Raw genomic sequence first — 23,966 nt, forward strand, 5'->3', positions numbered from 1 at the left:
CCGATCAACCGAGCGAACGCGCGGTGTTGATGACATTGATCTTGTCGAAGCGGGTGGAGGAGGAGCCGTGGCTCACCGCCGACACCTGGCTGGGCTGGCCCTTGCCGTCGAAGAACGAACCGAACATGCGGTAGTCGCTCTCGTCACAGATGGCCGAGCAGGCGTTCCAGAACTCGGGCGTGCGCATCTGATAGGCGACGTCCTCGAGCGGCTGGGTGATCTCGCCGTTCTTGATCTCGTAGAAGAGGGTGCCGCCGAACTGGGCGTTGTAGCGCTGCTGATCGATCGAGAACGACCCGCGGCCGAGGATGTAGATGCCGTTTTCGACGTTCGAGATCATGTCGTTGCGGGTCATCGGCTGCGTGCCGGGCTTCAGCGAAACATTGGCCATGCGCTGGAACTGAACCGTCGACCAGCTGTCGGCGTAGGAGCAGCCGTCCGAAGCGTTTTTGCCCAGGATGTGAACCTGATCGCGGGTCGCCTGGTAGTCGACCAGCTTGCCGTCCTTGATCAGATCCCACGACTTGGTCTTGACGCCCTCGTCGTCGTACTCGACCGCGCCCAGGCTGCCGGGCTGGGTCTTGTCGGCGAACAGGTTGACGATCTCCGACCCGTACTGGAAGCGGCTCTCGCGCTTGTCGAGCGTGGCGAAGCTGGTGCCGGCGTAGTTGGCCTCGTAGCCCAGCACCCGGTCGAGCTCGAGCGGGTGACCGACGGACTCGTGGATGGTCAGGCCGAGGTGATCGGGGTCCAGGACCAGGTCGTACTGGCCCGGCTCCACCGACTTGGCGGTCAGCTTCTCGCGCGCCTGACGGGCGGCGGCGACTGCATCCTCGCGCATGTCGTAGGACATGCCGTAGCTGATTACGGCGCCGTTGGCTGACTCCAGCTTGTCCTCGGCGCGGCCTTCCAGATATTCGTAGCCGAGGCCCATCGGGGCCGACAGCCCCTGACGCGAGCGGAACTTGCCGCTCGTCTGGTCGATGACCGTGACCGACATCGGGGCCCAGATGCGGTGCACGTCCTGGTCGATGTAGGAGCCGTCAGAACTGGCGAAATACTTCTGCTCGTTGACCAGGAACAGCTGCGAGTTGACGAAGTTGGCGCCCGCCGCCATCGCCGCGGCGTTGACGCCCAGCAGCAGTTCAACCTTCTCGGCGATCGGCACTTCCATCGCGTTGCGGCGGATTGGGGTCTTCCAGCTGACCTCGCCGACGCCGGGCGTGGGGGCCAGCTGGACCGGCTGGGTCTGGTTCCGGGCGTTGGCCTTGGCGATGGCGGTGGCGAGGCGCGCCGCCTCTGCCACGGCTTCGGCCGTCATGTCGTTGGTGGCGGCGAAGCCCCAGGCCCCGTCAGCGATGACCCGAACGCCCGTGCCGATGGACTCGGTGTTGACGATGTTCTGGACGTTGGCTTCGCGGGTGATCACGAACTGGCGCAGGTAGCGGCCGACGCGAACATCGCAGTAGCTGGCTCCGGCAGCCGAGGCGGCGCTCAGGCCGGCGTCGGCCAGGCGTTTCTTGACCGCGATGTCGATGGTCTCGACCAGCTGGGATTCCGCGATGGCGCGTCCGGCGAACCCGGGCAGCAGAAGCCCCCCCGCGCCGATGCCGCAAGCGGCGAGGAATGAACGTCTATCCAAGGCTTCTCTCCACCCGAATGGCCTGCCGCGGGGGCGCACAGGCGGTGTTGAGCGGGCATCGCACAGAGCCCCCTCGTCACGCGGGCCGCATCTTTGACAGGCGGATGACACAGGTCAAATGATCGGAGCCATTCCGGCTGATCATTACGAAATCTTCACGCCGACCCCAGTGCTGGCGGGCTTTCAGACCTCCGGGTCAAACGGCCGCAGCGGCGAGAGCGGGGCGAATTCGCCCTCCGTCCGCGCCATGCGCGCCTGAATCGCGGCCATGACATCGGCCGGGCTCCACAGCGAGCCCTGCATGACGGCGATCCATTCCAGCCCCTCGGCTACGCTGTGGTCGCGGGCGTGGTTGAGGGCGGCCTTGGACCCGGAGATCGCCAGCGGCGCCTTGGTCGCGATCCGTTTCGCCATGTCGAGCGCCGCCGTGACCACCGCCTCGGCGTCGGGCAGGACGGCGTTGATCATGCCCAGCCGTTCGGCTCGATCGACCGTCAAGGTGGCGCCCGTATAGGCCAGTTCCCGCACCACGCCCTCGGGCATGAGCTTCGGCAGGCGTTGCAGGCTGCCGATATCGGCCATCATGCCGATGTTGATTTCCTCGATGCGGAAGTACGCATCCTGCGACGCCAGCCGGATGTCGCAGGCGGCGATCAGGTCGAGCCCGCCGCCGACGCAGGCGCCCTGGATGGCGGCGATGACGGGGAACCGCACCTTTTCCAGGGTGGTCAGGGTTTCCTGCAAGTCTCGGGCGGTCTGGTGGAAGGCCTGGCGGTCGCTGGACTTGTCGGTGTTCAGGATCGCGCCGCCCGAGAAGACCGAGATGTCCATGCCGGCGCAGAAGTTCCGGCCCTCGCCGGAGAGGACCAGGGCGCGGACCTCGCCCGTCGCGTCCAGCGCCTTGAGCTCCGGCCCGAAGCGACGCCAGAAATCCATGTCGAGCGCATTGGACGCCTCGGGACGGGTCAGACGCAGGTGGGCGACCGGGCCGTCGCGGGTGATCTCGAAATTGGCCAAGGCTCAGGCGGCTTTCACATTGGCGCGGCAGGTCATCAGCGGCTGTATCTTCTGGCCGAAGTCCTCGATGCCCTTTTCGAAAGCGTCGAAGGTGAGCAGGACGCCGCCGGTGCCGGGCACCTCCGACATCTCGTCCAGCATCCGCGCGACCGAGGCATGGGAGCCGACCAGGGTGCCCATGTTGATGTTCACCGCCCCCTCGGGCGCGGCCAGCTGGCGGACGTTGGTGGTGGCATTGACCTTGTCGGCCGCGCCCTGATCCTTGAGCCAGCTGATCGCGTCGACATCGACGCCGTCGTTGTAGAGCTTCCACTTCGCCATGGCTTCTTCGTCGGTGTCGGCGGCGATGACCATGACGAGGACGAACATCTTCACGTCGCGGCCGGTCCTGGCCGTGGCTTCGGCCAGACGCTCGTTGTTGAAGGCGAAGGCCCTGGGCGTGTTGACTCCTTTGCCGAGGCAGAAGGCGTAGTCCGCCCACTGGGCCGAGAAGGCCAGGCCCTCGTCCGACGATCCGGCGCAGATGATCTTCATGTCCGTCGACGGCGTCGGCCGGACCAGACAGTCGTCCATCGTGTAGTAGTCGCCCTTGAAGTCCGAGCGACCCGTCTCCCACAGCTCGCGCAGGATGCGGGCGTATTCGTCGAGCATCTGGTAGCGGTTACGGAAATGCTCCTCGCCGGGCCACAGGCCCATCTGGGAGTATTCCGGCTTCTGCCAGCCGGTGATCAGGTTCAGGCCGAAGCGGCCGTGGCTGATCGAGTCGATCGTGTTGCACATCCGCGCGGCGAAGGCCGGGGGGATGACCAGGGTCGGGCAGGTCGCATAGATCTTGATCCTGTCGGTGACGGCCGCGAGGCCGGCCATCAGGGTGAAGCTCTCCAAACCGTATTCCCAGAACGCCGTCTTGCCGCCGAACCCCCGCAGCTTGATCATCGAAAGCAGGAAATCGAGGCCGTAGTGCTCGGCCCGCTGGGCGATGCGCTTGTTCATGTCGAACGAGGGCATGTACTGCGGCGCAGTCTCGGAGATCAGCCAGCCGTTGTTATTGATCGGTACGAAGACGCCGACTTCCATGATCATCGCCCCTCAGCCGTCGCCGTTCAGAAAGGCGACCAAGCGCGCATTGAACGCACCGGAAACCGTCGCCGTAAAGGCGTGTCCGCCCCAGGGAACGACATCGAGCGTCGCGCTGGGCAAACCCTCGGCCAGACGCCGCGACAGAAGCGGCGGAACCAGCATGTCGTCGGCCGAGGAGGCGACCAGAACCGGGTGCGGAATTTCTCCGAGCCGGTCGTCGATGTCGAAGGCCAGCAGGGCGCCGATCCGGGCCAGCATGACGTCGGTGCGGGGGAAGGTCTGGATGTGATGGTGTTCCTGCGTCTTCACCAGGGCGTCGTTCTCGCTGATCCAGTCGGGCGGATAGAGGAACACCGCCTGGGCCTCGACATAGGCGGTGGGCCCAAAGGCCTCGAGCAGGCGAATGCGGGCGGCGAAGCAGCGGGCGACATGCGGGTCCGGCCGCGACCAGCCGTTGACGACGACCAGCTTGTCGAGCCGTTCGGGATGGTCGAGCGCCAGCTGCAGCCCGGCATTGCCGCCCGCCGCATGGCCGACGATGTGGGCCCTGGCCGTGTCCGTGGCGTCGAGGACGGCGACCATATCCTCGGCCATCGCGGCGACAGAGTGGCCGGGTTTCAGGCTGCGGTCGCTGCGGCCCGTTCCGCGGTGGTCGTAGAGGATGACGCGGAAGCGCTCGGTCAGGGCGTCCATCTGCGGGGCCCAGAAGGCGGCCGATCCGCCGAGGCCCGCCGACAGTAAAACTGACGTCGCGCCCGCCGGGCCGTCGTGCATTTCCCAATAGAGACCGTCGGCAGTTCCGCTGTTCACAGCTTCAATCCAAAGCGCGGACCGACGGTCGTCATCGCCAGATAGAGGCCGATGGTCAGGGCGCAGCCGAGCCCGAGTGCGGGCCAGAACGCCATCCCCCGCCTCAGCAGCATCGGGATCAGCAGGAACATCGGCAGGGACGGCAGGACATACCAGAAGGTCGCCTGGGCGTGCTGCGCCATGGTCTCCGGATCGGGCTTGGCCGACCACAGCCAGATCATGCCCAGCACCGACACCAGGGGCAGGGACGCGATCAGGGCGCCGATGCCCGGCTGGCGCCGCGCGACCTCGGACGCCGCCACGATCAGGATCGCGGAGACGACGGCCTTGATCAGCAGGGTCGCGAGCGGGCTCAGGCGCGTTTGCCGATGTGGGCGATGGTGGCGATCTCGACGAGGAAGTCGGGGCGGACGAGGCCGCAGACGATGCAGAACCGCGCCGGCTTGTCGCCGGGGAAATACTCCGCATAAATCTTGTTCAGGGCGGCGTAGTCTGACCAGTCCTTGAGGAAGATGTGGTTCATGGTCACATCGTCCATGGTCCCGCCGGCGGTCTCGATCACCGACTTGATGGTTTCCAGCACGATGCGGGTCTGACCCTCGGCGTCGCCGACGCAGGCAACGTTGTTGTCCTTGTCGAAGGCCAGGGTGCCCGAGACATAGACCACGCCATCGGCGAGCGTGCCGGGCGAGAAGGGGGCGATCGGGGTGACGGCGCCGGGCGGGGTAATGACGGTCTTGGGCATTCAGGCCTCCTGTGATTTGGGCGGAATCTGACCGACGACGCCCTTGAAGTCGGCGACGCTGGAGACCCAGCCGAAGAATGTCTCGATGTTATAGATCGCGGCCTGCTGGACGAACTCCGGCCCCGCCTGATGGGTGGCGTCCTCCAGCACAATGCCGAAATATTCGAGGAAGAAGCCGTCGCGGAGCGTGGACTCCACGCAGACGTTGGTGGCGATGCCGACGAAGACGAGATTGCGGATGCCGCGCGAGCGCAGGACGCTGTCGAGCTGGGAGTTGAAGAAGCCGGAGTAGCGGGTCTTGTGCAGGCAGATGTCGCCCGGCTGCGGCTTGAGCGCGTCGACCAGTTCGTAGTCCCACGTTCCGCGGGCGAGGAGCGTCCCCGCCAGTTCGGGCCGGGCGCGCATGGTCTTCAGCGCATTGGACTTGTGCCAGTTGGGTGAGCCGGGGCCACCGGCCTCGACATAGGCGGGGTCCCAGCCGTTCTGGAAAAAGATGACCTGGACGCCCGCACGGCGCGCGACCTCGAGCACCCCCCTGGTGTTCTCGATCACCCTGGCCGCGCCGGAGATGTCGAAACCGGCGAGATCCAGATAGCCGCCGGGCGAGGCGTAGGCGTTCTGCATGTCGATGACGATGACCGCGGTCTTCGCCGGATCGATCTCCAGCGGCTCGGGTCGGCAGGGCAGGGCGAGGGTGGCCATCCCTCCACCATGACAGATGCGCGGGCGACGCCAAGTCGGCTGGAGCGACTTATGTCGTGGCGCATCGGCTGCGCGCCCTGACCCCTATTCCGGCGGAGACGCCAGTCCCATCCGGACCAGGTCCGACAGGCTGTTCGCCTGCATCTTGGTCATGACCTTGGCGCGGAAGATCTCGACCGTGCGCGGGCTGATACTCAGTTCCGCCGCGATCTCCTTGTTGGACCGGCCCTCGACCAGGGCGCGGAACACCTGCTTTTCGCGCTGGCTCAGTTGGGCGATGCGTCCGGCGGCCTCCTGCCGGATTTGACGCGCGCCGCCATCGTTCATCAGATGAACCAGACAGCCACGCACCGCTTCGAGCAGACGTGGGGGATCGAACGGCTTCTCGATGAAGTCGACGACGCCCGACTTCATCAGCTCGACCGCCGCGGCGACGTCGCCATGGCCGGTTATGACGATGATGGGCCAGGCATTGCCCTTCATTTCGGCGACGCGGCGCACGACCTCGACGCCGTCCAGTCCGGGCATGCGAAGATCGGTGACGACGCAGGCGACCGCGTCGGCTGGCATCCGGTCGAAGAAATCGGTCCCGCTGGCAAAGCCCCGGGCCGGCACGCCTTCGGCCCGGAGCAGGGTCACCAGGGCGTCGCGGACCGCGAAATCGTCCTCGATCACGAAGGTAGAGGGCAAGATCATGGCTGCCGGCTTTCCTGCGCGCGTTGGAGACGAAAGGCGAAGACCGCGCCGCCCAGGGGGCTGGTCGCGACGGTCAGGGCGCTGTGGTGGGCCTCGACGATCGTCCGTGTGACCGACAGGCCCAGGCCCATGCCGTCGGCCTTGGTGGTGGTCAGCGGCGTGAAGATTCGCTCGATCTCCTCGGGGGGCACGCCGGGGCCGCTGTCCTCGACCCGGATCTCATAGTGCGTCGCCGAGACGACATGGCCGAGGACATGGACCTCGCGGCGATCGCGGCCGCTGACCGCCTCGACGGCGTTTCGGACAAGATTGATCACAGCCTGCTGGAACGGGATGCGATCGGCCATGACGAGGTCGTTGTCGCCACAGATATCGATTCTGATCATCGCATCGGCTGCGGGCGCGATCAGCTTCAGCATGGGCCCGATTTCGAACAGCATCGACGTCATGCGCTCGGGCTTCAGCGCCTTTGACCCCACCTTCAGCAGGTCGCGGGCGTGGCGGATGACCTCGCCCGCCCGGAGGGCCTGTCCCTTGGCCAGGTCCAGGGTGCGGCTGGCGTTGTCGATGAAAGGGGTCCGCGCCAGATCGGTCTGGGCCGCCTGCATGTAGATCGCCGCGGCGCTCAGGGGCTGGTTCAGCTCGTGGGACAGGATCGCGGCCATTTCGCCGAGGGAATTCAAAGGCCAGACCTGGTTCAGCTGTTCGCTGAGCTCTTGATTCCTGGCCTCCGCGGCATGCCGGTCGGTGAGGTCGGTCAGGGTCAGCACGACCCGGGAGGGCCTTGTATGGGCATCGACATAGGCCACCCTGATTCCCACCGGGAAAAGATTGCCGTCGGAGCGGCGGGCCATCCAATACCGTCGCAGCGGGGAATCACCCTTGCCGCCTGTATCCGCTGCCCAGGCATCAAAGGACGCCACGAAATCCTTGAAGGTCCGGCCGGCGGCCTCGTGCTCGGTTGTCCGAAAAAGCGCGCAGGCCGGCCGGCTCATGGTCAGGACGAGGCCTTGCGCATCCAGGGTCGCCACAGGCGTCGAGGCCAGCATGGCCTGGAGCGTCGCGTCGCGCCGCTTCAGCTCCGACGCCAGCGCCGCTGCGCTGGCCTTCCCGGAGCGGCGCGCGGTCGCCATCTCGCCGACGGCCAGCCCGATGGCGGCGAACGACAGGGCGTAGACGATCGTGTCGCCCAATTCCTCGCGCTGAACCAGAATGATGTTGGACATCACCGCCAGCCCGATCGCCAGGATGGTGGGGCCGCGCGACCCCAGAAGCGCCGGCGCCAGGACGGCGGGGATCAGCGGCAGATACTGAAACCGGCCCACGACCCCGAGGCGGAGGGCGACAACGCCGAGGGCGACCGAAGCGGTCGAGAGCATGTAGCCGTTTGCGCCCCGCGACGCCCAGCGGACGACCTTGGCGACGACGTCCGTCAATCGCGGCCAGAGCCGGTCGACGCGTCGGAGGCCGGGGCGGGTCAACTCAGCCATGATCCCGCTAAACGCATTCGGTGCTGTGGGGCCTGCGGCAGTTCGTCCGCGTCACGAGGCGGCGTGTCCCTGACCGGCATCGCGGGCCGAAGACGCCGTCACCCCACGGCGCAACCTCCCGGGAACAGCCCGAGAGCGGCGCGGTCTCCACGTCCGGCTGGAGGGGGTTCGGGCCCATGGCATTCATTCCTTGGTGAATAATCAGAGTGTTGGCCGCACGAACCCTGATTCGTCCATCGCGGAAGTTGCGGATCGCTGAACTGGGCCTCAGTCGGCAGACGTCGCGCCCCGTGGGTGAACCCGTCTCGCGCCGCAGTCATTCGGGCCTGGGGCAGGGACGGGGCCCGGCTTTCGCGGCCGCATGCGGGTAACCGGTGTCCGCACAGACAGGCCGGTCGCGCCCTGCCCGGTTGTTCCGGAGTAAACGGGCCGCCTTGCGATTACGTATTTATACCTAACCGACTGTTTACCAACGATAATCAAGATCGGTCTAGCCAGAAACCATACTTCATAATCAACTTTGGAGCTGGCTGGATGCACGGGACGATCAACAGGGGCGGATCGCCACGCCGGCTCGGGGGCCCGCTTGCGGGTCGTATCGCGGGTGCGGCCCTGACGGTCTTCTCACTGTCGATCGCCGGCGCGGCTCTGGCAGAAGGCCCCACCGCGGCGCCTGCTCCGGCCGGGCCACGCCTCACGGGTACCCTGGGCGTGGCCAGCCAGTACGTCTCCAAGGGTGTTGGAAGAAGCAACGGCGAGGCGAGCGCCTCGGGCTCGATCGAACTGTCCCGCAACGGCTTCGATATTACCGGGTATCCGTCGGACCTTTCAGGCCAGGTCGGCACGGTCTCGACGCGGTTCCACATCAACTACACGGCGGACGGACTCGTCTCGACAAAGGAAGCCTGGTGGGTCGAATTCCAGGGCGGGATCGCGCGAGACGAGAACACCAAGGCCACGGCCGCAGCGGGGGACCGCGCCGCCGAATACACGGCCTGGAACGTCGGCGTTAAGCGCAAGCTGCCGCACGATCTGGCCCTCGACGTGCGCTGGTACGACACCGACGGCCATGGCTACGGCGCACGATCCATCTTCCGTGGTTCGAAGAACGAGGACTCGGTATGAAGCTGACCATCAAAGCACGGCTCCTGATCTGCCTAGGAGCCCTTGCCGTGGGCATGGTGGCGATCGGCGTCAGCGGCTGGGTCTCTGCGTCGATCATGGATCGCCGGATGCAGTCGATCATCTCCGATCGCGTCGTGCCGATGCAGCAGCTCAAGGCCGCTGTCGACATGTACGCCGTCAACATCGTCGATACCGCCCAAAAGGCGCGGGCCGGCTCCGTGACCCCGACCCAGGCTCTCGCTTCCATCACCTCCGCCAAATCGACGATCGCCGAGAACTGGGACGCCTACCGGTCCACCGAGATGACGCCGGCAGAGCAGGAACTGGTCGATCAGGCGACCGCCGCCCTGCCGGCCGCCGACGCCGCGGTCGCCCGGCTTGAGGCCCTGCTGCGCTCCGGCGATACGGCGGGGTTGTCCGCGTTCATCGACACCCAACTCTACGCGGCCATCGACCCGATCAGCGCTCATGTCGGCCACCTGGTCGATCTCCAGGTCCAGGTCGCCCGTGAGGACGGCGCCGCCGCCGCCCGCGCCTTCGAGATCTCGCTGATCGTGATGGGCGTCATCGCCCTGTTCGCGGTCGGCCTGCTGGCCTTCGCCACCCGTGTGGTCCTGCACCGCGTCTCCGCCCCTCTGCAGGCCATGACCGCCGCCATGCGACGTCTCGCCGACGGCGACAACGGCATCACCGTCCCGGCCGTCGGACAGAGCGACGAGCTGGGCGAGATGGCGGACGCCGTCGTGGTCTTCCGCGACGCCGCCATCGCCAAGATCGCGGCCGACGCCGATCTGGTCGAGGCCAAGGCCCGGGCCGACCGCGTCAGCGACGGCCTGCCGGTCGAATATGCGAAACTGCAGGACGACTTCAACGCCGCCATGGTCGCACTGAAGGACACCATGTCGGTGGTGATGACCAATGTCTCGGCCATCCGCTCCGGCGCCAGCGAGATTGCCCAGGCCTCTGACGACCTGTCGCGCCGCACGGAACAACAGGCCGCCTCGCTGGAGGAGACCGCCGCCGCCCTGGACGAGATCACGGCCACGGTGAACCGCACGGCCTCGGGCGCCCGCCAGGCCTCCGATACGGTGCAGGCCGCCAAGGGCGACGCCGAGACCTCGGGCAATGTCGTCCGCGACGCCGTCGGCGCCATGGGCGCGATCGAGAAGTCCGCCCAGGAGATCAGCCAGATCATCGGCGTGATCGACGAGATCGCCTTCCAGACCAACCTGCTGGCCCTGAACGCCGGGGTCGAGGCCGCGCGCGCCGGAGACGCCGGCCGCGGCTTCGCGGTGGTCGCCTCCGAGGTCCGGGCCCTGGCCCAGCGCTCGGCGGAGGCGGCCAAGGAGATCAAGGTGCTGATCTCGGCCTCGACCAGCCAGGTCAACGCCGGCGTCGCCCTGGTCGGCCAGACGGGCGAGGCGCTGCAACGCATCGTCAGCCGCGTCGCGGAGATCGACGGCCTGGTGTCCGAGATCGCCGCCTCCGCCCAGGAACAGGCTACCGGCCTTCAGCAGGTCAACACCGCCGTCAACCAGATGGACCAGGTCACTCAGCAAAATGCTGCGATGGTCGAGGAATCCACCGCCGCCAGCCACTCGCTGTCGCAGGAAGCCGCGACCCTGGCCAACTCGGTGTCGCGCTTCCAGATCGGCGCCGTGGCCGAGGCCCCGGCAGCGCGTAGCGCGCCCCGTCCCCAGTCCCGCCCGGCCAATCGTCCGGTCGCCCAGATGCGCACCGTCGGGTCCGGCGGCGCCGCCCGCAAGCCCCAGCCGGTCGCGTCCGAAGACGGCTGGGAGGAGTTCTGATGAGCGCCTCCCTGTCCCTTCCGCCTGTGCTCGACCTGGCCCAGGCCGACGCGCTGAAAGCGGCCCTGCTGCCGATGCGCGGTCAGCCGGTCGTCATCGACGCCTCGCGCGTCGAGCGTCTCGGCGGTCTGTGCCTCCAGGTCCTGATCTCGGCGCAGCAGACCTGGGCCACCGACGGTCATGTGATGAAGATCGGCGATGTGTCGCGTGAGTTCGCCGATCAATGGAACGCATTCGGGGCGGCCTCGGCCGATCGCCCGCTGGGAGCCCTCTCGTGATCAAGACCGTGCTGACCATCGATGACAGCCGCACCATGCGCGAGATGCTGATGATGGCCCTGGTCGAGGCGGGCTACCGCGTCATCCAGGCCGTCGACGGCATAGACGGGCTGGAGACGCTGGCGGCCGAGGGGGCCGACGTCATCATCACCGACATCAACATGCCCCGCATGGACGGCTTCGGCGTGATCGAGGGCGTCCGAGCGGACCCCAACCATCGCGCCACGCCCGTGCTGGTGCTCACGACCGAGAGCGATGCCGTGAAGAAGCAGCGCGCCCGCGATGCCGGGGCCACTGGCTGGATCGTCAAGCCGTTCGACCCGGCCAGGCTGATCGACGCCGTCCGTCGCGTGGCGGCCTGATCCATGACTGACGCGGTCGATCCCTTCGAGGCGATCAAGGTCGTCTTCTTCCAGGAGTGCGACGAGCTTCTCGCCGACCTGGAAACGGGCCTGCTCGCCATCGAGCAGGGCAGCGCGGACATGGAGACGGTCAACGCCGTCTTCCGCGCGGTCCATTCGGTCAAGGGCGGAGCAGGGGCCTTCGGCCTCGACGCCCTGGTGCGGTTCGCCCACGTCTTCGAGACCCTGCTGGACGAGATCCGTTCGGAGCGGAAGCCGTGCGACGACGTCACGGTCAAGACCCTGTTGCGCGCCTCGGACGTGCTGGCCGACCATATCGCCGCCGCTCGCGGTCAGGGCGCGCCAGTCGACGAGGCCCGTTCGGCCGGTCTGGTGGCCGAACTGGAGGCCCTGACGCACGGCGAGGCCGGCCCGGCCGCCATCGCCGGGGGCGCCGACATCGAACCCGCCTTCGCCCCGGTCGCAGCCGCGCCGGTGGACGACGGCGCCGACGAGTTCGGCTTCCGCCCCGTCGCCTTCAACTTCGCCGCTCTGGATACGCCGGCTGAACCGGCTGCACCCGCCGCTGCCCCTGCCGCCAACGCCTGGCGCATCGTCTTCCGTCCGCACGGCCGGATGTACGTCAACGCCAACGAGACCGGCCTGCTGCTGCGCGAGCTCTCGCATCTCGGCGAGATGACCGTCGATCTGGACGTCTCCGCCGTGCCGCACCTGGACGCCCTGGAGGCCGAGGAGTCCTATCTGTCCTGGACCATCGAGCTGACGACCGACGCCGGAGAGGCCGCGATCCACAACGTCTTCGACTTCGTCGAAGGCGACTGCGACCTGTCGATCCGTCCGGCTTCTGCGGCAACAGAAGCCGTCGAAGCCGAGCCCGCGCCCGCTCCCGACTCCGACATCGCCGCCCTGCTGGCCCGCGCCCAGGCCGAGGTCGTTGTGGTCGCCGAGCCCGAGCCCGAGCCCGAGCCCGAGCCGGCCCCGGTCGCCCAGGTCGCCCCCGTCGTTCAGCCGGCCGCCGCGCTGGCGCCGACCCCGGAACCCGCCCCGGCCGCAACCGTCGCCAACGCCGCGACCCCGGGTGCCGCCAACGCGCCCGCTGCGCCCGCCGCCGTCACCATCCGCGTCGATCTCGACCGCGTCGATCGCCTGATCAACGTCGTTGGCGAACTGGTCATCCAGCAGGCCATGCTGGCCCAGCGCGTGATCGAGAGCGGCCTGGCCCGGTCGTCCGGCATCTCGGTCGGTCTGGAAGACCTCGAACTGCTGACCCGCGAGATCCAGGACAGCGTTATGGCTATCCGCGCCCAGCCGGTGAAGTCGGTGTTCCAGCGCATGCCGCGCCTCGTCCGCGAAGTCGGCGAGATGACCGGCAAACGTGTCCGCCTCGTCACCGCCGGCGAGGACACCGAGGTCGACAAGACCGTGGTCGAACGCCTGGCCGAACCGATCACCCACATGCTGCGCAACGCCATCGACCACGGTCTGGAGGGACCGGAAGATCGCGCCGCCGCCGGCAAGCCGGTGGAAGGCACGGTGCGCCTCGCCGCCCTGCACCGCTCGGGCCGGATCGTCATCGAGATCTCCGACGACGGTCGCGGCATCAACCGCGAACGGGTGAAAGGAATCGCCGTGTCCCGCGGCCTGATCGCCGAGGACGCGGTCCTGACCGACGACGAGATCGACAACCTGATCTTCCTGCCCGGCTTCTCGACCGCCGAAGTCATCTCCGACGTCTCGGGCCGGGGTGTGGGCATGGATGTGGTGCGTCGCTCGATCCAGGCGCTGGGGGGCCGCATCACGATCGCCTCCACCCCGGGCAAGGGCTCGACCTTTACCCTTAGCCTGCCGCTGACGCTCGCGGTGCTGGACGGCATGGTCGTCACCGGCGCCGACCAGACCCTGGTCGCCCCCCTGACCGCCATCGTCGAGAGCCTGACCCCGCGTCTGGAAGACATCCACTACGTCGGCGGCCACGACCCGGTGATCCGCTTCCGCGACCAGTTCGTGCCCCTGATCGACGTGGCCCTGGGCATGGGCTTCCGCGACGTACCCGTCGAGGCCGGCACCGGCGTCGCCGTGGTCATCGAGACCGAGGGCGGCACGCGCGCCGCCCTGCTGTTCGACGCCATCCAGGGCCAGCGCCAGGTGGTCATCAAGAGCCTTGAGACCAACTACCAGCAGGTTGAGGGCGTCGCTGCCGCGACCATCCTGGGCGACGGCCGCGTCGCCCTGATCCTGGACGTCGACGCCATTGTCGCCAGTTCGCGCCGCCGGTTCGTGCGGCACGAGGCGGCGCGTTCCGAACTGAGAATCGCGAGCTGATCATGACCGAAGCCATCAACGCAGCCGCCCGTGAGCTGATCGCCTTCCGCATCGGAGAGCAGGAGTTCTGCGTGGACATCATGTCCGTGCGGGAGATCCGCGGCTGGACCCCGGCGACGCCGCTTCCCCGCGCGCCCGGCTTCATGAAGGGCGTCATCAACCTTCGCGGCGCCGTCCTGCCGATCATCGACCTCGGCGCCCGCTTCGGCCTGCGCACTTCAGAACCGTCCGAGCGCCACGTCATCATGGTGGCCCATATCGGCGGCCGGATGGTCGGCCTGCTGGTCGACGCCGTGTCGGACATTATCCAGCTGATCGACGAAGCGCTGCAGCCGACGCCGGATGTCGCCAGCGAACAGGTGAAGTCCTTCGTCAAAGGCCTGTTCGCCCTCGAGGGCCGCCTGATCAGCCTGATCGAGCTCGACCGGATCGTTCCAGAAGTCGAAGCCGAAGCCGCATGACGTCGGATTCAGGATCACGAAGGGCCGCCGGGCGTGAATCCCTGGTCGAAGGCGAGTTCGTCTTCACCGCCGAGGACTTCCGCCACATCGCCGAAATCCTGCACAGCTATGCCGGTATCGCCCTGAACGACGGCAAGGCCGCGTTGGTCTATTCGCGCCTCGCCAAGCGGCTGCGGACCCTGGGTCTGCGCAGCTTCCGCGACTACTGCGAACTGGTGCAGGGCGTGGACGGCGTGGACGAGCGCCAGTTGATGACGGCCGCCCTGACGACCAACGTCACCCGCTTCTTCCGCGAGCCCCACCATTTCGAACACCTGCGCGACCAGGTCATGCCCGGTCTGGCCGAGCGCGCCCGTCGGGGCGAGCGGGTCCGCCTGTGGTCGGCCGCCTGTTCGAACGGGCAGGAGCCCTATTCCATGGCCATGACCGCGCTGGCGGTCCTGCCGGAAGCCAACGATCTCGACTTCCGCATCCTGGCCACCGACATCGATCCGAACATGGTCGCCGAGGGCATCGCCGGCGTCTATTCCGCCGAACATCTTGACGCCGCGCCGCCGATGCTGCGCAACCGCTTCTTCGAGAAGGCGCCGGCCCAGGGCCGCGACATGCTGTCGGCCAATGCCGCGTTGCGCGAGCTCGTCTCGTTCCGTGAGTTGAACCTGATCGGCAACTGGCCCATGCGGCACAAGTTCGACGTCATCTTCTGCCGCAACGTGGTGATCTATTTCGACGACGCGACCCAGGAGCGGGTGTGGAAGCGGTTCACCCCGTTGATGACGCCCGGCGCCACCCTCTACATCGGTCATTCGGAACGGGTCAGCGGGTCCGCCGTCAACCAGCTGACCCCCGCCGGCCTCACAACCTACAGGCTGGCGCCATGAGTGCGCCCATCCGTGTTCTGGTCGTCGACGACTCGCCCACGATGCGCGGCCTGATCACGGCCGCCCTGCGTCGCGATCCTGAGATCGAGGTCATCGGCTCGGCCGCCGATCCGCTGGAAGCCCGCGCCCTGATCAAGGACCTGAACCCCGACGTCATCACGCTCGACGTCGAGATGCCCAACATGAACGGGCTGGAGTTCCTCGAGAAGATCATGCGCCTGCGCCCCATGCCCGTGGTCATGGTCTCGACCCTGACCCAGGCCGGCGCCGAGGTCACCCTCAGAGCGCTGGAGATGGGCGCGATCGATGCGGTCGGCAAACCCGGCGCCGGCGTTACCGCCGTCGAGGCCTTCGCTGAACTGACCCTGAAGGTGAAGACCGCCGCCCGCTCCCGCGTCCGGGCCCGCGAGGCCGTCGAAGCGCCGCGTCCGCGCACCGATTACCGCCCGGGCGCCGACCATATCCTGGCCATCGGCGCCTCGACCGGCGGCGTGGAAGCCCTGATCACCATCGTGTCCGCCTTCCCGGCCAACTGCCCGGCGACGGTGATCACCCAGCACATGCCTGCGACCTTCACGCCCAGTTTCGCCGCCCGCCTCGACAAGATGTCCGCCGCCACGGTCAGCGAGGCCGTCGACGGCGCGACCCTGATGCCCGGTCACGTCTATCTGGCCCCGGGCGGCGTCGCCCATCTCGAGGTTTCGGGCGCGACGCCGCGTTGCCGCCTGAGCCAGGGCGACACGGTCAGCGGCCACCGCCCGTCGGTCGACGTCCTGTTCCGATCGATCGCCCGCCTGCGCAAACCTATGACCGGCGTCATCCTGACCGGCATGGGCCGCGACGGCGCGCAAGGTCTGCTCGAGATGCGCAACGCCGGCGCCCACACCCTGGGTCAGGATGAGGCCAGCTGCGTCGTCTACGGCATGCCGCGCATCGCCCACGAGATCAGCGCCGTCGAACGCCAGCTCCCGCTCAACCGTCTTTCATCCGCCATTCTCGATCTGTGCGCCTCGTCCCGCGCACAGACAATCGCCTGAGGATTTTTGATGCCCGCCGCTTCCGCCATTCATGTCCTCATCGTCGACGACCAGATGTCGATGCGCAGCCTCATCCGCAACAGCCTGCAACAGATCGGTTTTCGTGAGTTCCGCGAGGCGCCCGACGGCGAAGCCGGCCTGCGCGAGATGATCACCAAACCCGCGCACCTGGTGATTTCCGACTTCAACATGCCCAAGCTAGACGGGCTGGGCCTGTTGCGCGCCGTGCGCTCTCACCCGCCGACCCAGGGCGCCGCCTTCATCATGCTGACCGGCCGGGCCGACAAGGAACTGGTCCAGCGCGCCGTTCAGTTCGGGGTCAACAACTACCTGGTCAAACCCTTCACCGTCGCCCAGCTGAAAGAGAAGCTGGAAGGCGTGTTCGGGCCCCTGACATGATGTCCGCCGACGCCCTGGCGACCGAACAGCGAATCCACGTGGGCCAGGGCGAGCACCATGTGACGTCCGACCGGAACGTGATGCTGACCACCATCCTGGGCAGCTGCGTTGCCATGTGTTTGCGCGACCCCGATACCGGCGTCGGCGGCATGAACCACTTCCTGCTGCCGGAAGGCGCGGGGGCGGGCACTGACGCAGGCCGCCGCTACGGCGCCTATGCGATGGAACTGCTGATCAACGATGTGATGAAGGCCGGGGCGCGTCGCGACCGGCTGGAGGCCAAGCTGTTCGGCGGCGGCCGGATGTTCGACAGTCTGCGCGACGTCGGGCTGCAGAACGCCGACTTCGCCGAACGCTTCCTGCGCGACGAAGGCATTCCCGTCGTCGGCGGCAGCCTGCGCGGCCCGGGCGGTCGCCGCCTTCACTACTGGCCCGCCACCGGGCGGGCCCTGCAACGCGCGGTCACGGACGGCCATGTGCCGGTCCAGGCGCGCCCCCGCATCGAACCGGTCGCCACCGGCGCCGTGGAGCTGTTCTGATGTCCCAGCCTAAAAGCCGCGACCTGCTGGTCGCCGTCTCCAACGAACTGGCGGAAATCCGCGAGCGTCTCGAAGACCTCGCGGACCTGACGTCCGAGCTGATGACGGACTGCCCGGCCGAGCGCCGCGCCGAGGCCATGTCCAGCGTCCAGGACTTCGACCTCCTGATCCAGCGCCTCGACGGACTCAGTGGTCTGGCCGCCGCCCTGGGCGCCGGCGCGCCTCTGGCCACTGCCCTGCACGCCCTGACCCTTTCGGACCTCTACGACCGTCTCGTCGGTGACCCCGGTATCCGTCCCTCGATGTCCGCGCCATCCGGCGAACTGACCCTGTTCGACTGAAGCCATGGCGCGTCCTTCCACCCCGGACCGGGTCAACCTGGCGCGCTCGAAAGTGCTCCTGGTCGATCACAATCAGAATTCGCTCGATATGCTGAGCTCGATCTTCCACGGCTTCGGGGTCAAGCAGCAGATCAAGTGCGGGTCCACGCCCGAGGCCGTGTCGATCATTGAGACGCGCGACGTCGATCTGGCCCTGATCGACTGTTCGATGCCGGAGATGGACGGCTATGACTTCACGCGCTGGCTGCGGCGCGAGACCAACCCATCGATACGCTACACGCCGGTGATCCTGCTGACCGGACACGCCGCCCAGTCGAAGGTGCAGAAGGGGCGCGACTGCGGGGCGAGCTTCGTCGTCACCAAGCCGCTGACGCCGAACGTCCTCTTGCAACGCATCCTGTGGCTGGGCGCCGACGAGCGGAACCTGGTCGAATGCGACACCTATGTGGGGCCGGATCGTCGGGTGCGCAGCCTGGGTCCGCCGGTGGGAATGCCGGGCCGGCGTAGCGGCGATCTGTCCGAACACGTTGGCGCCGCCACCGAGGCGAACATCGATCAGTCCTCTATCGATATGTTGATGAAGCCGATGAAGGTCGCACTGTGAGCGAAGCCCGGACGTTCAAGATCAAGAGCACGCTGGCGCGGCAACTTCAGGATCCGGGCGGCAGCCAGGTCCGCGACCTCGAGCGGCAGGCGACCGCAAGGCTGGAAACTCATCGCGACGACGCCATGGCCGCCGTGGTCGCAACGCTGGACGCGCTCGACGCCCTGTGCGCCGAGGCGGCCATGGATGCCGGACCGCCCGTCTACGCCCTGGCATCGTCGATCGTGGATGTGGCGGGCTATTTCGACACCGGCCCGCTCTTCCATGCGGCCTACAGTCTGTGCGAGGTGTCAGACCGGATGCTCCAGGCCGAGACCAGGCACTGGCCGTCGATCCGGGTCCACACCCAGGCGTTGCGCCTGATCCTGGCGAGCGGATGCCGCGCCGGACGCACCAGCGAGACCTTGCTGGCCGGGCTGCGCTCGATCAACCAGAGCCGCTAGGGCGCCCTCCGTCAGCCTTGGGGCTGGAATTCGGTCCTCCGGCCGCTCGGCCGCCTCGGGATCGAGATTGTTCATCAGCATCCGCAGCGCCGCCCCAGAGGCCCAGGTCCGGGCCGCCATCTCGGTCCCGCGAGGGGCACGGACGACACGGGTGTTGCGCGTGGCGGCCATCGAATCCTCCATGCGGCCTGCAGCAGGCTGTCTGTCGTGGTCCCCAGTGTTATGTCTAGACATTAATTCGGGCAAGCGGCACGTTCGGCGCATGGATCACGCGCCGCAAAACCCTGAACCGCAAACGCCTGAACCGCTTCACCGCCGGATTGCCGGCGACATCGAGCGTCGTGTCGCCTCGGGCGAGTGGCGGCCAGGCTTCTGCGTCCCGACCGAGACGGCTCTATTCGGCGTGACCTGGGCTTTCCAAACCTTCCCCGGCGCCGCCTATGATCTGGTGGCGCGCTTTTCTCCGACCAAGGGATGATCATGAGCCATACGTCAGAAGCTCTCGGCTGGCGCTCCGTCGCGGATCTGGTCGGAGATCATCCGGATGCGCCCGTGGCCTTGATCGGCGCGCCGCTGAACGAACGGTCGCTGACGCCCGGCCGCTGCGATCTCGGTCCGAAAGCGTTCCGGGCCGTCCTGCCGCGCCTGTCCACCTATGACGTCGAGACTGGCAGGGAGCTGGGCCTGCGGGTGCACGACGCAGGCGATGTGCCGTTGAAGGCGGTGTCGCCCGCCGACGCCTTCATCCCTGTGCGCGACGCGGTGAAGGCCCAGGCGCACCGAGGCCTGACCATCCTCATCGGCGGCAATAACGCCATTACCCGACCGGGCGTCCATGGCCTGGGTCTTGACCGCGTCGGGGCACTGACGCTCGACGCCCATTTCGACCTGCGCGATACGGATCAGGGCCTGACCAACGGCAATCCGATCCAGGCCCTGCTCGACGACGGCCTGGACGGAAAACACATCAGCCAGGTGGGCCTCGCCCCTTTCGCCAACACCCGCCGCGCTCATGAGAAGGCCAGGGTGGCGGGCATCAGCGTCCGCATGGCGCGTGAGTGCCGCGAGCGCGGTCTGGTCGCCGTCGTCGCCGAGGAACTGGAGCGACTGTCCGCCCTCTGCGACGTCCTCTACATCGATTTCGACATTGATGTGATCGACCGCAGCCAGTGGCCCGCAAGTCCCGGCGCCCGCCCGGGCGGCGTTTCGGTCCACGACTTCTTCGACGCCACGCGCGTCATTGGCGCCCATCCGAAGGTCCGCGCCGTGGACCTGACCGAATACGATCCGTCGCTGGACATCGGCGACCTCGGTTCCCTGACGGCGGGACGCTGGTTCTGCGAACTGCTGGCCGGGTTCGAAACGCGATGACCACCCTCATCACCGACTGTCACGTCGCCACTATGGTCGAGGGTGGTGAGCCCTACGGGGCCATCGAGGACGCGGCGCTGCTTGTCCGTGACGGTCGCATTGCCTGGGTCGGGCCGCGCGCCGATCAGCCCCCGCACGATGCCGCGCAAATTCACCGGCTCGACGGCCGCTGGGTCACGCCGGGCCTGATCGACTGCCATACCCATCTCGTCTTCGGCGGCGACCGTTCGGGCGAGTTCGAACAGCGTCTCAACGGCGCCACCTATGCGGAGATCGCGCGCGCCGGAGGGGGCATCGTCTCGTCCATGACCGCGACCCGTGCGGCGTCCGAGGACGACCTCTACGCCTCCGCCCTGTCCCGGCTGGAGGGGCTCAAGGCGACCGGCGTCACAACCGTCGAGATCAAGTCCGGCTACGGCCTCGACCACGATGCCGAACTCAAGATGCTGCGCGTCGCCCGTCGCATCGGGCGCGAGGCCGGCGTCCGCGTCCGCACCTCCTACCTCGGTCTCCACGCCGTTCCGCCGGAGCATCGGGCCGACCGCTCGACCTATATCGATCTCGCCATCGACGAGATCCTGCCCGCCGCTCATGCAGAGGAACTGGTCGACGCGGTCGACGCCTATTGCGAACCCATCGCCTTCTCCAACGCCGAGGTCTCGCGCCTGTTCGAGAAGGCGAAGGCGCTCGGCCTGCCGGTCAAGCTCCACGCCGACCAGCTGTCCGACGGCGGCGGCGCGGCGCTGGCGGCCCGTTACGGCGCCCTGTCCGCCGACCACATCGAACACTCCAGCGAGGCGGGCGTCCGGGCGATGGGCAAGGCCGGCGTCGTCGCCGTCCTGCTGCCCGGCGCCTATCTGATGCTGCGAGAGACGACCCCGCCGCCGATCGAGATGCTGCGTCTCTACGGCGTGGCGATGGCCGTGGCCACCGACTGCAACCCCGGCACCTCGCCGCTCGCCTCGATGACCGCCGCGCTCACCCTGGCCTGCGTCCAGTTCCGTCTCACGCCGGAGGAAGTGCTGGCGGGCGCGACCCGCCATGCGGCCAAGGCGCTGGGTCTCGCTGACGAGATCGGCACCCTTGAGGTCGGCAAGGCGGCCGACCTCGCGGTCTGGGACGTCACCCGTCCGGCCGAGCTCTGCTACTGGCTCGGCAAGCCGATCCTGCATTCACGCTATGTGGCCGGCGGCCTGGCTTGATCAGCCCGGATGGGCGGGATTCCAGACCGCATAGGCGTCCAGCGCGCTCTGCGGCGCGCCGACCGATCAAAATATCGCTCACGTCCTCATCGATCGTCTGGTTCTTGTCGCCGGAGATCCGCAGGTCGGTAACGATGTCATGGTTGCGGGACCAGAGCGGTCCGGCGCCGTCTCGTCTGGGGACGAGCTAGGGCCGCCAGTTCAGCGTCAGGCCGATAGTCCGGGGGCGCAGCGGGGTCATCGCCAGACCCTCGGGCAGGCGGAAAGGGTCCCCGAAGGCGAAGGTGTTGGCCTGGGTGTCGAATGGATTGTCGACAAAGGCCGTCGCTGACCACGACGCGGCCTCCACGCCGAGCGAGACCCTCCCGCTCATATAGTCACCCATGCGTGAACGGCGTTCGGCGTCGAACGTCAGGCGCGACGCTCCGACATAGGCCAGATGGCCGTCCGCCCGCAGCTCCAGACCGTTCCACAGAGGCCGGTGGTAGGAAGCCACGAGGTTGGACGAGACCTCCGGCACCCCCGGCAGGCCCGCGTCGCCGCGCGAGTTGAACGCCGCGCTCGGCCGGGTGATCTCGGGATCGGCGAACAGGGCGTTGGCGCGGATTTCCAGCCCGGACATCGGCCGCCAGGTGGTCTCGATCTCCAGCCCTTTGTTGGCGCCGTCGCCGACATTGACCGCATAGGCCAGTCCGCTCGGCAGGAATTGGTCGCTCTGGATATTCCGCCAGTGCGCCATGAAGACCGCGATGCGGGCCCGCAGTGTCCCGTTCCAGAGAAACCCCTTGGCTCCGCCCTCGTAGTTCCACAGGCTGTCCGCCCCGTACTCCCGGCCCGGCATCCCGACCGCATTGGTGAATTTCTGACCCGCCGGCCCCGCGGTGTTGAACCCGCCCACGCGGTGTCCCCGGCTGACCTGGGCGTAGAAATTCCATTGGTCATCGAGGCGATAGGCGAGGGCCAGTTTGGGCGAGAAGCCGTTGGCCCGGCCCGCGTCACTGAACCGCCTCTGCGCGGCGCCCTGGGCCACCCGCGATCCGACGCTGTAGGAGGCGTCATAGTAGCGGGCGCCGGCGGTCAGGCTCAGTCTGGACGTCAGATCCCGGGTGACCTCGCCGAACACCGCAACCTCGTCCAGCTGATCCGATCGCCGCTCGGCGTAGGCAACGCCCGGGACGGGTTGCAGGGCGGACACCGTCGTGTCGGTGCGCGTGTCGCTGGTGGACAGGAAGGCGCCCGCCAGCCAGCGGAAATCGTTGTCCTGGGGCGAGGCCAGCGACAACTCACCGGTCAGCAGCTCGATGTCCTTGTCTTCGTCGAGCGCGCCGATCAGTTGCCGTGAGCCGAACTTGAGCAGCGCCGGGGACGCGTCGAAGCGGCTCCGGAAATCGTGCCGCACATAGCCGATCGAGGCGTCTAATCGCCCCCATTCGGCCTGTCCGTCCAGGGTCACGTAGGCGGCGTTAAAATCGTTCTCGTGCGGCTCGCGCACGAGGTTGGCACGCCGGAACCTGCCGAGACCGCGGATCACATAGTGGGTGTCTTCCGTGTCGATGGACTGGTGCACGAGGCCGGTGCCGAAATTCCAGTCGGGTCCCAGGCGAGCGGCGAGGGCGACCCGGCCGCCGCTGCGACGGCCCTCGTTCACCTGCGGCAGGTTGAGCGCGACATCGTTGATGTACCCGGAATACTGCTCCTCGTAGGCCACCGCGCGGATCGCCGCCCGCCCACCGAGGATCGGAAGGTTCGCCATCACCGAATAGTCGCTGTTCGGTCCACCGGAACGGGTTTCCGACCGCGTCAGCGACACCTCGCCATAGAAGGCCTCGGTGTCAGGTTGTCGCGTGATGGTGCGGATTACCCCGCCGATCGGGCCTGTCCCGTAGAGCGTCCCCTGCGGCCCGCGAAGCACCTCGATCCGGTCGATATCGACCAGTTTCAGGTCCGGGTCCGGGGCGTTGTAGGTGATCGGGATCTGGTTGAGATACAGGGCGACCGTCGACTGGGTCAGACCGGTGAAGGCGCCGTCGGACATGCCCCGCAGGAGGATCTTGTTCCGGCCCGATCCCAGATTGGTCACCGTCATCCCGGCGGTGAGGGAGGCGACGCCGATCATGTCCGCGACGCCGCCGTGCTCCAGCTGCAGCCCGGCGATGGCAGTCAGGGCGGCGGCGACTTCTTCCGGCGTCTCGGGGCGGCGTTCCGCGGTGACGACGATGTCGCCCAGTTGCGTGTCCGCCGCCTCGCGGTTGACGGCCTCCGACGCGGGGGCGACGGGCCTCGACCCGGCGGGTGGAGGCGGGAGGCGCGCGCTCCGGATCAGGATCGCTCCATCGGCGCGAACGGAGGCGGCGCACCCCGATCCTGCCAGCAGTCGGTCCAGAGCGACCCCCACCGACATAGCGCCCCGAAGGCCGGGCACCACGCCGCGGCAGGCGCGAATATCCCCGCCCAGCGAGCGACGGGTCTGCAACGCCAGGGTCAGCAGGGCCTCATCTGCCCGCTGCTGCGGTATGTTCAGGTTGAAGGTCTCGGACGCGCGGCTCTGGGCCAGCGCCGGCGACTCAATCGCGACCGCTCCCAGAAGCAGCGTCAGTCTCATCCATCGGGT

General features: G+C 67.7%; 27 protein-coding genes. 15 read left to right on the forward strand and 12 right to left on the reverse strand.

The window, feature by feature from the left end:
• Window positions 1-4: 4 nt before the first annotated feature.
• The 9 genes from ACP7A5_RS01540 to ACP7A5_RS01580 all read right to left on the reverse strand — a co-directional run bounded on the left by ACP7A5_RS01540 (window position 5) and on the right by ACP7A5_RS01580 (window position 8,182).
• A complete protein-coding gene (locus ACP7A5_RS01540; protein ID WP_426040257.1) occupies window positions 5-1,642 on the reverse strand; it encodes a TldD/PmbA family protein in 1,638 nt (545 codons plus the stop codon).
• Between the two features lie 183 nt (window positions 1,643-1,825).
• Window positions 1,826-2,659, reverse strand: a complete 834-nt coding sequence (locus tag ACP7A5_RS01545) for an enoyl-CoA hydratase-related protein (protein WP_426040258.1) — start codon at window positions 2,657-2,659, stop codon at window positions 1,826-1,828.
• 3 nt (window positions 2,660-2,662) lie between these two features.
• Window positions 2,663-3,736, reverse strand: a complete 1,074-nt coding sequence (gene rutA / locus ACP7A5_RS01550; RefSeq protein ID WP_426040404.1) for a pyrimidine utilization protein A — start codon at window positions 3,734-3,736, stop codon at window positions 2,663-2,665.
• Between the two features lie 12 nt (window positions 3,737-3,748).
• Window positions 3,749-4,558, reverse strand: coding sequence for a pyrimidine utilization protein D (gene rutD, locus ACP7A5_RS01555; RefSeq protein WP_426040405.1), 810 nt, complete (start codon window positions 4,556-4,558; stop codon window positions 3,749-3,751).
• Entirely contained in the window at window positions 4,546-4,851 is a 306-nt protein-coding gene (locus tag ACP7A5_RS01560; protein ID WP_426040259.1) for a DUF3147 family protein, read from the reverse strand. Before ACP7A5_RS01560 ends, rutD begins: the two co-directional genes overlap by 13 nt.
• A 50-nt stretch (window positions 4,852-4,901) precedes the next feature.
• The gene (gene rutC, locus ACP7A5_RS01565) at window positions 4,902-5,294 is read right to left on the reverse strand and encodes a pyrimidine utilization protein C (protein WP_426040260.1); all 393 of its coding nucleotides are present in this window, start codon (window positions 5,292-5,294) and stop codon (window positions 4,902-4,904) included.
• The gene (rutB, locus tag ACP7A5_RS01570; RefSeq protein WP_426040261.1) at window positions 5,295-5,996 is read right to left on the reverse strand and encodes a pyrimidine utilization protein B; all 702 of its coding nucleotides are present in this window, start codon (window positions 5,994-5,996) and stop codon (window positions 5,295-5,297) included.
• Between the two features lie 84 nt (window positions 5,997-6,080).
• Window positions 6,081-6,692: a response regulator transcription factor gene (locus ACP7A5_RS01575; protein WP_426040262.1), complete on the reverse strand. Its 612-nt coding sequence runs from the start codon at window positions 6,690-6,692 to the stop codon at window positions 6,081-6,083.
• Window positions 6,689-8,182 (reverse strand): PAS domain-containing sensor histidine kinase, encoded by a 1,494-nt coding sequence (locus ACP7A5_RS01580; protein ID WP_426040263.1) that lies wholly within the window; start codon window positions 8,180-8,182, stop codon window positions 6,689-6,691. The genes ACP7A5_RS01575 and ACP7A5_RS01580 overlap by 4 nt, the downstream gene beginning before the upstream one ends.
• Before the next feature lie 534 nt (window positions 8,183-8,716).
• Here ACP7A5_RS01580 and ACP7A5_RS01585 point away from each other — a divergent pair.
• The 12 genes from ACP7A5_RS01585 to ACP7A5_RS01640 are packed head-to-tail and all read left to right on the forward strand — an operon-like array spanning window position 8,717 to window position 18,339.
• Window positions 8,717-9,307, forward strand: coding sequence for a hypothetical protein (locus tag ACP7A5_RS01585; RefSeq protein ID WP_426040264.1), 591 nt, complete (start codon window positions 8,717-8,719; stop codon window positions 9,305-9,307).
• Complete coding sequence (locus ACP7A5_RS01590) at window positions 9,304-11,115, forward strand: methyl-accepting chemotaxis protein (RefSeq protein ID WP_426040265.1); 1,812 nt, start codon at window positions 9,304-9,306, stop codon at window positions 11,113-11,115. The genes ACP7A5_RS01585 and ACP7A5_RS01590 overlap by 4 nt, the downstream gene beginning before the upstream one ends.
• A complete protein-coding gene (locus ACP7A5_RS01595) occupies window positions 11,115-11,393 on the forward strand; it encodes an STAS domain-containing protein (protein WP_426040266.1) in 279 nt (92 codons plus the stop codon). The genes ACP7A5_RS01590 and ACP7A5_RS01595 overlap by 1 nt, the downstream gene beginning before the upstream one ends.
• Window positions 11,390-11,755: a response regulator gene (locus ACP7A5_RS01600; protein WP_303693935.1), complete on the forward strand. Its 366-nt coding sequence runs from the start codon at window positions 11,390-11,392 to the stop codon at window positions 11,753-11,755. The genes ACP7A5_RS01595 and ACP7A5_RS01600 overlap by 4 nt, the downstream gene beginning before the upstream one ends.
• A 3-nt stretch (window positions 11,756-11,758) precedes the next feature.
• The gene (locus ACP7A5_RS01605; RefSeq protein WP_426040267.1) at window positions 11,759-14,077 is read left to right on the forward strand and encodes a chemotaxis protein CheA; all 2,319 of its coding nucleotides are present in this window, start codon (window positions 11,759-11,761) and stop codon (window positions 14,075-14,077) included.
• Window positions 14,078-14,079: 2 nt separating this feature from the next.
• Complete coding sequence (locus ACP7A5_RS01610; protein ID WP_426040268.1) at window positions 14,080-14,538, forward strand: chemotaxis protein CheW; 459 nt, start codon at window positions 14,080-14,082, stop codon at window positions 14,536-14,538.
• Window positions 14,535-15,419, forward strand: a complete 885-nt coding sequence (locus ACP7A5_RS01615) for a CheR family methyltransferase (protein WP_426040269.1) — start codon at window positions 14,535-14,537, stop codon at window positions 15,417-15,419. Before ACP7A5_RS01610 ends, ACP7A5_RS01615 begins: the two co-directional genes overlap by 4 nt.
• A complete protein-coding gene (locus ACP7A5_RS01620; protein ID WP_426040270.1) occupies window positions 15,416-16,456 on the forward strand; it encodes a protein-glutamate methylesterase/protein-glutamine glutaminase in 1,041 nt (346 codons plus the stop codon). The genes ACP7A5_RS01615 and ACP7A5_RS01620 overlap by 4 nt, the downstream gene beginning before the upstream one ends.
• Before the next feature lie 9 nt (window positions 16,457-16,465).
• Window positions 16,466-16,855, forward strand: a complete 390-nt coding sequence (locus ACP7A5_RS01625) for a response regulator (RefSeq protein ID WP_303693930.1) — start codon at window positions 16,466-16,468, stop codon at window positions 16,853-16,855.
• The gene (locus ACP7A5_RS01630) at window positions 16,855-17,394 is read left to right on the forward strand and encodes a chemotaxis protein CheD (protein ID WP_426040406.1); all 540 of its coding nucleotides are present in this window, start codon (window positions 16,855-16,857) and stop codon (window positions 17,392-17,394) included. The genes ACP7A5_RS01625 and ACP7A5_RS01630 overlap by 1 nt, the downstream gene beginning before the upstream one ends.
• Window positions 17,394-17,735: a hypothetical protein gene (locus ACP7A5_RS01635; protein ID WP_426040271.1), complete on the forward strand. Its 342-nt coding sequence runs from the start codon at window positions 17,394-17,396 to the stop codon at window positions 17,733-17,735. The genes ACP7A5_RS01630 and ACP7A5_RS01635 overlap by 1 nt, the downstream gene beginning before the upstream one ends.
• 4 nt (window positions 17,736-17,739) lie before the next feature.
• Window positions 17,740-18,339, forward strand: coding sequence for a response regulator (locus ACP7A5_RS01640; RefSeq protein ID WP_426040272.1), 600 nt, complete (start codon window positions 17,740-17,742; stop codon window positions 18,337-18,339).
• Here ACP7A5_RS01640 and ACP7A5_RS01645 read toward each other — a convergent pair.
• Window positions 18,291-18,605: a hypothetical protein gene (locus ACP7A5_RS01645; RefSeq protein WP_426040273.1), complete on the reverse strand. Its 315-nt coding sequence runs from the start codon at window positions 18,603-18,605 to the stop codon at window positions 18,291-18,293. The genes ACP7A5_RS01640 and ACP7A5_RS01645 overlap by 49 nt on opposite strands.
• A 24-nt stretch (window positions 18,606-18,629) precedes the next feature.
• A complete protein-coding gene (locus ACP7A5_RS01650; RefSeq protein ID WP_426040274.1) occupies window positions 18,630-18,965 on the reverse strand; it encodes a hypothetical protein in 336 nt (111 codons plus the stop codon).
• Between ACP7A5_RS01650 and ACP7A5_RS01655 the strand changes: the two genes are divergently transcribed.
• The 3 genes from ACP7A5_RS01655 to hutI are packed head-to-tail and all read left to right on the forward strand — an operon-like array spanning window position 18,850 to window position 21,355.
• Window positions 18,850-19,260 (forward strand): hypothetical protein, encoded by a 411-nt coding sequence (locus ACP7A5_RS01655; RefSeq protein WP_426040413.1) that lies wholly within the window; start codon window positions 18,850-18,852, stop codon window positions 19,258-19,260. The two genes, ACP7A5_RS01650 and ACP7A5_RS01655, sit on opposite strands and share 116 nt — an antisense overlap.
• Before the next feature lie 2 nt (window positions 19,261-19,262).
• Complete coding sequence (locus tag ACP7A5_RS01660; protein WP_426040275.1) at window positions 19,263-20,153, forward strand: agmatinase family protein; 891 nt, start codon at window positions 19,263-19,265, stop codon at window positions 20,151-20,153.
• On the forward strand, window positions 20,150-21,355 hold the full coding sequence (gene hutI, locus ACP7A5_RS01665; RefSeq protein ID WP_426040276.1) for an imidazolonepropionase: 1,206 nt from the start codon (window positions 20,150-20,152) through the stop codon (window positions 21,353-21,355). The genes ACP7A5_RS01660 and hutI overlap by 4 nt, the downstream gene beginning before the upstream one ends.
• A 187-nt stretch (window positions 21,356-21,542) precedes the next feature.
• On the opposite strand, the gene ACP7A5_RS01670 is transcribed toward hutI, so the two are convergent.
• Window positions 21,543-23,957, reverse strand: coding sequence for a TonB-dependent receptor domain-containing protein (locus ACP7A5_RS01670; protein ID WP_426040277.1), 2,415 nt, complete (start codon window positions 23,955-23,957; stop codon window positions 21,543-21,545).
• Window positions 23,958-23,966: the final 9 nt, after the last annotated feature.

This window comes from Brevundimonas sp. TWP2-3-4b1, from assembly GCF_049897665.1.
Lineage (GTDB): Bacteria > Pseudomonadota > Alphaproteobacteria > Caulobacterales > Caulobacteraceae > Brevundimonas > Brevundimonas subvibrioides_B.

Bases quoted from the DNA above. Each gene is read 5' to 3' on its own strand.
- ACP7A5_RS01585 (WP_426040264.1), top strand. From the start codon at position 8,717: ATGCACGGGACGATCAACAGGGGCGGATCGCCACGCCGGCTCGGGGGC.
- ACP7A5_RS01640 (WP_426040272.1), top strand. From the start codon at position 17,740: ATGGCGCGTCCTTCCACCCCGGACCGGGTCAACCTGGCGCGCTCGAAA.
- ACP7A5_RS01590 (WP_426040265.1), top strand. From the start codon at position 9,304: ATGAAGCTGACCATCAAAGCACGGCTCCTGATCTGCCTAGGAGCCCTT.
- ACP7A5_RS01580 (WP_426040263.1), bottom strand. From the start codon at position 8,182: ATGGCTGAGTTGACCCGCCCCGGCCTCCGACGCGTCGACCGGCTCTGG.
- ACP7A5_RS01605 (WP_426040267.1), top strand. From the start codon at position 11,759: ATGACTGACGCGGTCGATCCCTTCGAGGCGATCAAGGTCGTCTTCTTC.
- ACP7A5_RS01620 (WP_426040270.1), top strand. From the start codon at position 15,416: ATGAGTGCGCCCATCCGTGTTCTGGTCGTCGACGACTCGCCCACGATG.
- ACP7A5_RS01630 (WP_426040406.1), top strand. From the start codon at position 16,855: ATGTCCGCCGACGCCCTGGCGACCGAACAGCGAATCCACGTGGGCCAG.
- ACP7A5_RS01595 (WP_426040266.1), top strand. From the start codon at position 11,115: ATGAGCGCCTCCCTGTCCCTTCCGCCTGTGCTCGACCTGGCCCAGGCC.
- ACP7A5_RS01650 (WP_426040274.1), bottom strand. From the start codon at position 18,965: ATGGAGGATTCGATGGCCGCCACGCGCAACACCCGTGTCGTCCGTGCC.
- ACP7A5_RS01615 (WP_426040269.1), top strand. From the start codon at position 14,535: ATGACGTCGGATTCAGGATCACGAAGGGCCGCCGGGCGTGAATCCCTG.
- rutB (WP_426040261.1), bottom strand. From the start codon at position 5,996: ATGGCCACCCTCGCCCTGCCCTGCCGACCCGAGCCGCTGGAGATCGAT.
- ACP7A5_RS01645 (WP_426040273.1), bottom strand. From the start codon at position 18,605: ATGGAAGAGCGGGCCGGTGTCGAAATAGCCCGCCACATCCACGATCGA.
- ACP7A5_RS01660 (WP_426040275.1), top strand. From the start codon at position 19,263: ATGAGCCATACGTCAGAAGCTCTCGGCTGGCGCTCCGTCGCGGATCTG.
- ACP7A5_RS01625 (WP_303693930.1), top strand. From the start codon at position 16,466: ATGCCCGCCGCTTCCGCCATTCATGTCCTCATCGTCGACGACCAGATG.
- ACP7A5_RS01575 (WP_426040262.1), bottom strand. From the start codon at position 6,692: ATGATCTTGCCCTCTACCTTCGTGATCGAGGACGATTTCGCGGTCCGC.
- hutI (WP_426040276.1), top strand. From the start codon at position 20,150: ATGACCACCCTCATCACCGACTGTCACGTCGCCACTATGGTCGAGGGT.
- ACP7A5_RS01610 (WP_426040268.1), top strand. From the start codon at position 14,080: ATGACCGAAGCCATCAACGCAGCCGCCCGTGAGCTGATCGCCTTCCGC.
- ACP7A5_RS01670 (WP_426040277.1), bottom strand. From the start codon at position 23,957: ATGAGACTGACGCTGCTTCTGGGAGCGGTCGCGATTGAGTCGCCGGCG.
- ACP7A5_RS01635 (WP_426040271.1), top strand. From the start codon at position 17,394: ATGTCCCAGCCTAAAAGCCGCGACCTGCTGGTCGCCGTCTCCAACGAA.
- rutC (WP_426040260.1), bottom strand. From the start codon at position 5,294: ATGCCCAAGACCGTCATTACCCCGCCCGGCGCCGTCACCCCGATCGCC.
- rutA (WP_426040404.1), bottom strand. From the start codon at position 3,736: ATGGAAGTCGGCGTCTTCGTACCGATCAATAACAACGGCTGGCTGATC.